The organism is Geodermatophilus maliterrae (assembly GCF_041018925.1).
GTDB classification, from domain to species: Bacteria; Actinomycetota; Actinomycetes; order Mycobacteriales; family Geodermatophilaceae; genus Geodermatophilus; species Geodermatophilus maliterrae.
Genome location: NZ_JBFNXQ010000162.1, coordinates 1 through 7,055, shown reverse-complemented (window position 1 = coordinate 7,055; position 7,055 = coordinate 1). Strand labels below are relative to the sequence as shown.

Here is a 7,055-nt window from a genome sequence, read left to right as displayed (position 1 = left end):
GCGGTCGTTCAGCGACCACCCGACGATCGTGCGGTCCATCCGCAGCAAGCTGCTCAGCCTGCACGGCGACACCGTGGTGCACACCGGCCACGGCGAGGACACCCGGATCTCCGCCGAGATCGGCTCCGTGCACTGAGGATCGGCCGACCGGAGGTGCCGGTGGGCCGGGGATCACGCCCGGTCCGCGTCGCCTCCGGTCGCGTCCTCGGCGCCGGGCCGGGCCTCCGGCGTCGTGGTGCGCTCGAGGCGCTGGCGGATGGCCGCGACGTTGAGCGCGAGGTCCTCGAGCGCCTCGACGGCGCGCGTGGCGAGTGCGAACGTGAGGTTCTCGCGTCGCTCCTCGGCGCTCGGCTCGCGGCGGCGCTCCCGCGTGGCGGAGCCCCGGTCGGTCGCCCCCGCCCAGGGGTCGTCGTCGACCCGCGACGGGTCGAACAGCCCGCGCAGCATCCGCTGGGCCATCTCGAGGAACTCGTTCGGGTCGGGTCGGTCGGCGGGCATGTGGGCTCCTCTCCACCTACCGACCGTCAACGCACCGGACCCCGGCCCGGGTTCCGGCCGGCCGGCGACGGGCGGCATCCCGCACGCGCGGGAGCCCTGGGTCACGACAGTCCGTGCGTGGCGAGCGCCACCCGGCAGGACCAGGGGCCGCCGGTAGGCTGAGGGGTGTGCCTCGCGGTGACGGACGGCTGACGCACGCCCTCGACCCCCATGCTCCCGGACCACAGGACGCCTGCGGCGTCTTCGGTGTCTGGGCGCCGGGGGAGGAGGTCGCGAAGCTGACCTACTTCGGCCTGTACGCCCTCCAGCACCGCGGGCAGGAGGCAGCGGGCATCGCGGTGTCGGACGGCGCGTCGGTCGTCGTCTACAAGGACCTCGGGCTGGTCAGCCAGGTCTTCGACGAGTCGACGCTGGGCAGCCTGCGCGGGCACCTGGCGGTGGGCCACACCCGCTACTCCACGACCGGCGCCTCCACGTGGGAGAACGCCCAGCCGACGTTCCGCACGACCGGCGCCGGCACCGGCCTGGCGCTGTGCCACAACGGCAACCTGGTGAACACCGCGGAGCTGGCCAGCAAGGCCGCCGACGCCGGCGTGCCGGGGGCGTTCGTCGCCACGAACGACTCCGACCTGGTCACCGCGCTGATCGCCGCCCGCCCGGACGTCTCGGTCGAGGCCGCAGCCATGGAGGTGCTGCCCCAGCTGCGCGGCGCCTTCAGCCTCACCTTCATGGACGAGGACACGCTCTACGCCGCCCGTGACCCCCAGGGCGTGCGCCCGCTGGTGCTCGGCCGGCTCGAGCGCGGCTGGGTGGTCGCCAGCGAGACGGCGGCGCTGGACATCGTCGGCGCCTCCGTCGTCCGCGAGGTCGAGCCCGGCGAGCTGCTGGCCATCGACGAGAACGGCCTGCGAAGCCAGCACTTCGCGCCCGCCGAGCCCAAGGGCTGCGTCTTCGAGTACGTCTACCTCGCCCGGCCCGACACCACGATCTCCGGCCGGGGCGTGCACGCCGCCCGCGTCGAGATCGGCCGGCGGCTGGCCAAGGAGCACCCGGTCCAGGCCGACCTGGTCATCCCGGTCCCCGAGTCCGGGACGCCGGCCGCGGTCGGCTACGCCGAGGCCTCCGGGATCCCCTACGGACTGGGCCTGGTCAAGAACTCCTACGTCGGCCGGACCTTCATCCAGCCCAGCCAGACCATCCGGCAGCTGGGCATCCGGCTCAAGCTCAACCCGCTGCGCGACGTGATCCGCGGCAAGCGGCTGGTCGTCGTCGACGACTCGATCGTCCGCGGCAACACCCAGCGGGCGCTGATCCGCATGCTGCGCGAGGCCGGCGCCGTCGAGGTGCACGTGCGCATCGCCTCGCCGCCGGTGAAGTGGCCCTGCTTCTACGGCATCGACTTCGCCAGCCGCGCCGAGCTGATCGCCAACGGCCTCGACGTCGACGGCGTGCGCGCCTCGATCAACGCCGACTCACTGGGTTACGTCTCCGAGCAGGGCCTCATCGCCGCCACCGAGCAGCCGGCCAGCCGGCTGTGCACCGCCTGCTTCACCGGCGAGTACCCGATCCCGCTGGGGGAGACCGGCGTGCTCGGCAAGCACGTGCTCGAGGGCGGTCTCCCCAACGGCGTGGCCCGTACGCCGATGCCCAGGATCTCCGACGCCCGCGGCAGCGAGCGCGCGGTCAGCGGCTGGACCGGCCAGCAGGCCGGCAGCCCCGCGGTGCCCGGCGGCGCCGACGACGCCCTGCGCCGTCCGTGAGCCGGTCGCCCGTGGGCCCGTCGACCGCGGGCGGCTTCACCTACGCGGGGTCCGGCGTCGACATCGACGCCGGTGAGCGCGCCGTCACCCTCATGCGGACGGCGGTCGAGCGGACCCGCCGACCCGAGGTGGTCGGCGGCCTGGGCGGGTTCGCCGGGCTGTTCGCGCTCGACACCGCGCGGTACCGGCGGCCGCTGCTGGCCTCCTCGACCGACGGCGTCGGCACCAAGATCGCCCTCGCCCGGGCGCTGGACCGGCACGACACCGTGGGCATCGACCTCGTCGCCATGGTCGTCGACGACCTGGTGGCCTGCGGCGCCGAGCCGCTGTTCCTGCAGGACTACGTGGCCGTCGGCCGCGTCGTCCCCGAGCGGGTGGCCGCGATCGTCACCGGCATCGCCGCCGGGTGCGAGCGGGCCGGGGCGTCCCTCGTCGGCGGCGAGACCGCCGAGCACGGCGACCTCATGGACGCCGACGAGTACGACCTCGCCGCCACCGCGGTCGGCGTCGTGGAGGCCGACGCGGTGCTCGGTCCGGAGCGGGTCGCTGACGGCGACGTCGTCGTGGCCATGGCCTCCAGCGGCTTCCACTCCAACGGCTACTCGCTGGTGCGTCGCGTGGTCGCCGCGGCCGGCCTCGACCTCACCGCCACGCCCGCCGGGCTGGACCGCCCGCTCGGGGAGGTGCTGCTCGAGCCGACCCGCATCTACGCCCTCGACTGCCTCGCGCTGGTCGCGGAACTCGGCGTGGAGGGTGTGCACGCCTACGCGCACATCACCGGCGGGGGGCTGGCCGGCAACACCGCCCGCGTCGTCCCCGACGGGCTCGGGGCCGTCCTCGACCGCGGCACCTGGGCGCTGCCGGCCGCCGTGGGGCTGCTCGAGGAGCACGGCGTGCCGCGCGAGGAGTCCGAGCGGGCGTTCAACTGCGGGGTCGGCATGGTCGCCGTCGTCGCCGCGGACGCCGCCGACCGGGCGGTGCGGCTGCTCACCAACCGCGGGGTGCCGTCCTGGCCGGCCGGTCGGGTCACCGGCGGGGAGACCGGCGCGCGCCTGGTCGGCACCTACGGCTGAGGCCCCGGCGCCGACCACCGGACACGGTTCGCGCCGCCGTCCCGGGTGGGACGGCGGTGCGACGTGCTCAGGAGGACGGGGCCGGCCAGACGCCGATGATCAGCGGCTGGCCGCCCAGTCGTCGTCGGCGTCGTCGTCCGCCCATCGATCGGCGTACTCGTCGCCGTCCTCGTCGTCGTCCTTGGCCGCCGGAGCGGTGTAGGGAGACGGAGTGGACCCCGCCAGCTCGCGCTGGAGCGCGGAGAGGTCGGTGTTCGGTGAGCTGTACTTGAGCTCACGGGCCACGCGTGTCTGCTTGGCCTTCGCTCGGCCGCGCCCCATCGGCTCGACCCCCTCATAACGGAGAACGGGAGCCCAGCTCACGGGCTGGACGGCCCGCGTGGCGACCCCGACTGAAGTGACTGTGTCTGGACCGAGCTTACGACACCGATGGAACGGGGGCACGGGTCCTCCCCCCGCCGTCCCCCGACCGTGGCCGTGGTCACGTGCCGGAGCCCCCTCGCCGGGGCTCGCGCCGGCCTCAGCGGGGCAGGCGGATCGTCCCCAGCCCCCCGCGTCGCTGCCGAGTGATCTCCCGGACCTCAGCTGTCACACGCGGTCGTCGTCTCCACCCGACCTCATCCGGTCCGCCTCCGCGTCGGCGCGGCCCACGGGGACGCCGTCGTCGGTGCTCCGGCCGGGATCGACGTCCAGGAGGAACCCCTCCCCGACGTCGCTGGGCCGCTCGTCGTCGCTGGCTCCGCTGCGCCGGGCGTCAGCCTCGGCGTCGGCAGCGCCGACCGGCACGCCGTCGTCGGTCGAGCTGCTGGTCGTGTCGTCGTCGGGAGGCACGCTCCCGGCGCCGGGGTGGGTCGTCATGGTGTCCTCCGGAGTCGCCGTCGTCCCGTGACCCCGGCCATACCCGCAGGCGCGGTGGGGCGCAACGCGGACGCCCCGTGGGATCCATCCGGAGCCGACTCCGGGAGGCCGTCCGCCTCGAGATCCGCAGCACGGATGGCAGGAGCGGTGTGGGCGTCCACGCGACGGCTGTGTCAGGCCGCCTGCTCACCCGCCACGCGGCAGGCGGATGGTGGCCAGCCGTCCCACCGAGGCGATGCGCTGCTCGGCCAGCCGGTCGGCGGCCACCGCGGGGGAGACGTCCTCGGCCGCGGCGGTCTCGAACACCCGCAGCGCGGTGTCGAAGATGCGCGCGGCCCCGGCCTCCGCGCGCGGGAAGGAGAAGCCGTGCCGCTCGTCCTCCACCTGGATCACGCCGCCGGCGTTCACCAGGTAGTCGGGGGCGTAGAGGATCCCGCGCCGGGTCAGCTGGTCGGGGATGCCGTCGTGGGCGAGCTGGTTGTTGGCCCCGCCGCAGACGACCTCGGCCTGCAGGACCGCGACGGTGTCGTCGTCGAGGGCGCCGCCGAGCGCGCAGGGCGCGTAGACGTCGGCCGGGGTGCGCACCAGCGCGGCGGTGTCGTCGACGGCGTCGACGCCGGGGTGCCGGGCGAGCACCCGCTCGACGGCGGCGGTGTCGACGTCGGTGACCACGACGTCGGCGCCGTCGGAGACCAGCCGGTCGACCAGCCAGGAGCCGACCTTGCCGACCCCGGCGACGGCCACCGTCCGCCCGGCCAGCGTGGGCGTGCCCCAGCGGTGCTGTGCGGCGGCCCGCATGCCCTGGAAGACGCCGAACGCGGTGAGCACCGAGGAGTCCCCGCACCCGCCGTGGACCTCGGAGCGGCCGTGGGCGAAGCGGGTCTCGCGGGCGACGACGTCGAGGTCGGCGTTGTACGTGCCGACGTCGCAGGCGGTCAGGTACCGGCCGCCCAGCGCCTCGACGAACCGGCCGTAGGCCCGCAGCAGCGCCTCGGTCTTGTCGGTGCGCGGGTCCCCGATGACGACGGCCTTGCCGCCCCCGAGGTCGAGCCCGGCGAGGCTGTTCTTGTAGGTCATGGCCCGGGCCAGCCGGAGGGCGTCGGCGACCGCCTCGTCCTCGCTGGCGTAGGGGTGGAAGCGGGTGCCCCCGAGCGCCGGTCCCAGCGCCGTCGAGTGGACGGCGATGACCGCCCGCAGCCCCGACGCGGGGTCGGAGCAGAAGACGACCTGTTCAGCACCGGATCCGAAGACGTCCACGGCTCCCGAGCCTAGATGCGGCTCCGGCGGGCCCCGCCGGAGCCGGGAACTGATCCGTCCCGAGGCCTCAAGGTCCCCCCTCCGGGCGACGACAACAGGAGGGACGGATGTGGAGGACGGCGTCCCGTGGTCACGCGAGTGACACCCGTGCCGCGTGGTGGGGCACGGGGAGGGCGCCACCGGTGCGACGCTGCACCGGCCCCGCGCCACCCTCTTCCCCAGGGAGCGATCGATGTTGCAGTGCCGTCCCGGCCGGCGCCCGTCCGGCCCTGCCGTGGGAGCCCGTGGGCGCCGGGGCGTGCGGAGCACCCTCGTCGGCCTGCTCACCGGCGCGGTCCTGCTGGGCGCCGCGGGACCCGCGCTCGCCGTCCCCGCGCCGCCGCCCAACCCCACCGACGGGCAGATCGCCGACGCCGCGGCCGCGCAGGAGGCCGCCGCCGCGGAGGTCGGCCGGCTGGCCGCCGAGGTCGCCGCCGCCGAGACCGAGCTCGAGCGCCTGGCCGTGCAGGCCGAGGCCGCCGGCACCGCCTACCTGGCCGCCGAGGAGGCCCTCGGGCTGGCGCAGGCGGCTGCCGACCAGGCCGCCGCGGACCTCGAGGCGGCCACCGCCGCCGTCGACGCCGCCCTCGGCCGCATCGCCGGCTTCGCCCGCGACAGCTACGTCAACGGCACCACCCTCACCACCGCCGCCGCGCTGCTGGACTCCGCCGGACCCGGCGAGCTGGTGCAGCGCGCGGCCATGCTCGAGTACGTCGGCGACGTCCAGGTCGACGTGCTCGACGAGCTGGAGGTCGCCCGCGTGCAGCAGGCCAACGCCGAGTCGGCCGCCCGGGTCACCCGCGACGAGAGGGCCGCCGCCGAGGACGCCGCGGCCGCCGCCAAGGACGCCGCCGACGCACAGGTCGCCCAGCAGCAGGGCGCAGTCGAGGCGGCCACCGCCCGCAAGGCCGACCTCGACGGGCAGCTGCAGGCCGCCCAGATCCAGCTGCTGGAGCTGCAGGGCGCCCGTGACGCCTACCAGGAGTGGCAGCGGCAGAAGGCCGCCGAGGAGGCCGCCGCAGCCGCGGCTGCGGCACGCGCCGCCGAGGAAGCCGCGGCGGCCGCGGCCGCCGCCCGGGCCGCCGCCACCGCGGCCGCGTCGTCCGGGTCGTCGTCGGGCTCGTCGTCCGGCTCGTCCGCCGGCGCCGCGGCGGTCAGCGGCGCCAACTACGTCAAGCCCACCTCCGGCCGGACCTCGAGCTGCTACGGCTTCCGCTGGGGCGCCCTGCACGGCGGCGTCGACATCGCCGCCCCGATCGGGACGCCGATCTACGCGGCCACCTCCGGCACCGTCGTCCGCACCGGGCCGGCCAGCGGCTTCGGCCTGGCCGTCTACATCCGCGGCACCGACGGCGCGGTCACCGTCTACGGCCACGTCAACGCCGAGTACGTGCGCACCGGCGAGCGGGTGGTCGCCGGCGAGGTCATCGCCGAGGTCGGCAACCGCGGCCAGTCCACCGGCCCGCACCTGCACTTCGAGGTGCACCCGTCCGGCGCGATGCACGGCGGCCAGGTGGACCCGGTGCCGTGGCTGCGTGCCCGCGGCGTCAGCATCAGCGGCTGTTGAGGG

The 7,055-nt window shown here is 75.7% G+C and carries 7 protein-coding genes; 3 read left to right on the top strand and 4 right to left on the bottom strand.

The genetic code is table 11. The features are described from left to right. Nucleotides 1-171: 171 nt before the first annotated feature. Nucleotides 172-498 carry a hypothetical protein gene (locus tag ABQ292_RS25710; RefSeq protein WP_369210543.1) on the bottom strand — a complete coding sequence of 109 codons (327 nt, stop codon included), beginning with the start codon at nt 496-498 and terminating at the stop codon, nt 172-174. Between the two features lie 167 nt (nt 499-665). Here ABQ292_RS25710 and purF point away from each other — a divergent pair, with 167 nt between their 5' ends. Both purF and purM read left to right on the top strand, forming a co-directional pair. Continuing rightward, the gene (purF, locus tag ABQ292_RS25705; RefSeq protein ID WP_369210542.1) at nt 666-2,258 is read left to right on the top strand and encodes an amidophosphoribosyltransferase; all 1,593 of its coding nucleotides are present in this window, start codon (nt 666-668) and stop codon (nt 2,256-2,258) included. Further along, nucleotides 2,255-3,331, top strand: coding sequence for a phosphoribosylformylglycinamidine cyclo-ligase (gene purM, locus ABQ292_RS25700; RefSeq protein WP_369210541.1), 1,077 nt, complete (start codon nt 2,255-2,257; stop codon nt 3,329-3,331). Before purF ends, purM begins: the two co-directional genes overlap by 4 nt. A 99-nt stretch (nt 3,332-3,430) precedes the next feature. On the opposite strand, the gene ABQ292_RS25695 is transcribed toward purM, so the two are convergent. The 3 genes from ABQ292_RS25695 to ABQ292_RS25685 all read right to left on the bottom strand — a co-directional run bounded on the left by ABQ292_RS25695 (nt 3,431) and on the right by ABQ292_RS25685 (nt 5,446). After that, nucleotides 3,431-3,652 (bottom strand): DUF3073 domain-containing protein, encoded by a 222-nt coding sequence (locus ABQ292_RS25695; RefSeq protein ID WP_369210540.1) that lies wholly within the window; start codon nt 3,650-3,652, stop codon nt 3,431-3,433. Nucleotides 3,653-3,919: 267 nt separating this feature from the next. Continuing rightward, on the bottom strand, nt 3,920-4,189 hold the full coding sequence (locus ABQ292_RS25690; protein WP_369210539.1) for a hypothetical protein: 270 nt from the start codon (nt 4,187-4,189) through the stop codon (nt 3,920-3,922). A gap of 186 nt (nt 4,190-4,375) precedes the next feature. Then, on the bottom strand, nt 4,376-5,446 hold the full coding sequence (locus ABQ292_RS25685) for a Glu/Leu/Phe/Val family dehydrogenase (protein WP_369210538.1): 1,071 nt from the start codon (nt 5,444-5,446) through the stop codon (nt 4,376-4,378). A gap of 298 nt (nt 5,447-5,744) precedes the next feature. Here ABQ292_RS25685 and ABQ292_RS25680 point away from each other — a divergent pair, with 298 nt between their 5' ends. Further along, nucleotides 5,745-7,052 (top strand): peptidoglycan DD-metalloendopeptidase family protein, encoded by a 1,308-nt coding sequence (locus ABQ292_RS25680; protein WP_369210537.1) that lies wholly within the window; start codon nt 5,745-5,747, stop codon nt 7,050-7,052. Nucleotides 7,053-7,055 lie beyond the last annotated feature (3 nt).

Bases quoted from the DNA above. Each gene is read 5' to 3' on its own strand.
- ABQ292_RS25710 (WP_369210543.1), bottom strand. From the start codon at position 498: ATGCCCGCCGACCGACCCGACCCGAACGAGTTCCTCGAGATGGCCCAG.
- ABQ292_RS25695 (WP_369210540.1), bottom strand. From the start codon at position 3,652: ATGGGGCGCGGCCGAGCGAAGGCCAAGCAGACACGCGTGGCCCGTGAG.
- ABQ292_RS25690 (WP_369210539.1), bottom strand. From the start codon at position 4,189: ATGACGACCCACCCCGGCGCCGGGAGCGTGCCTCCCGACGACGACACG.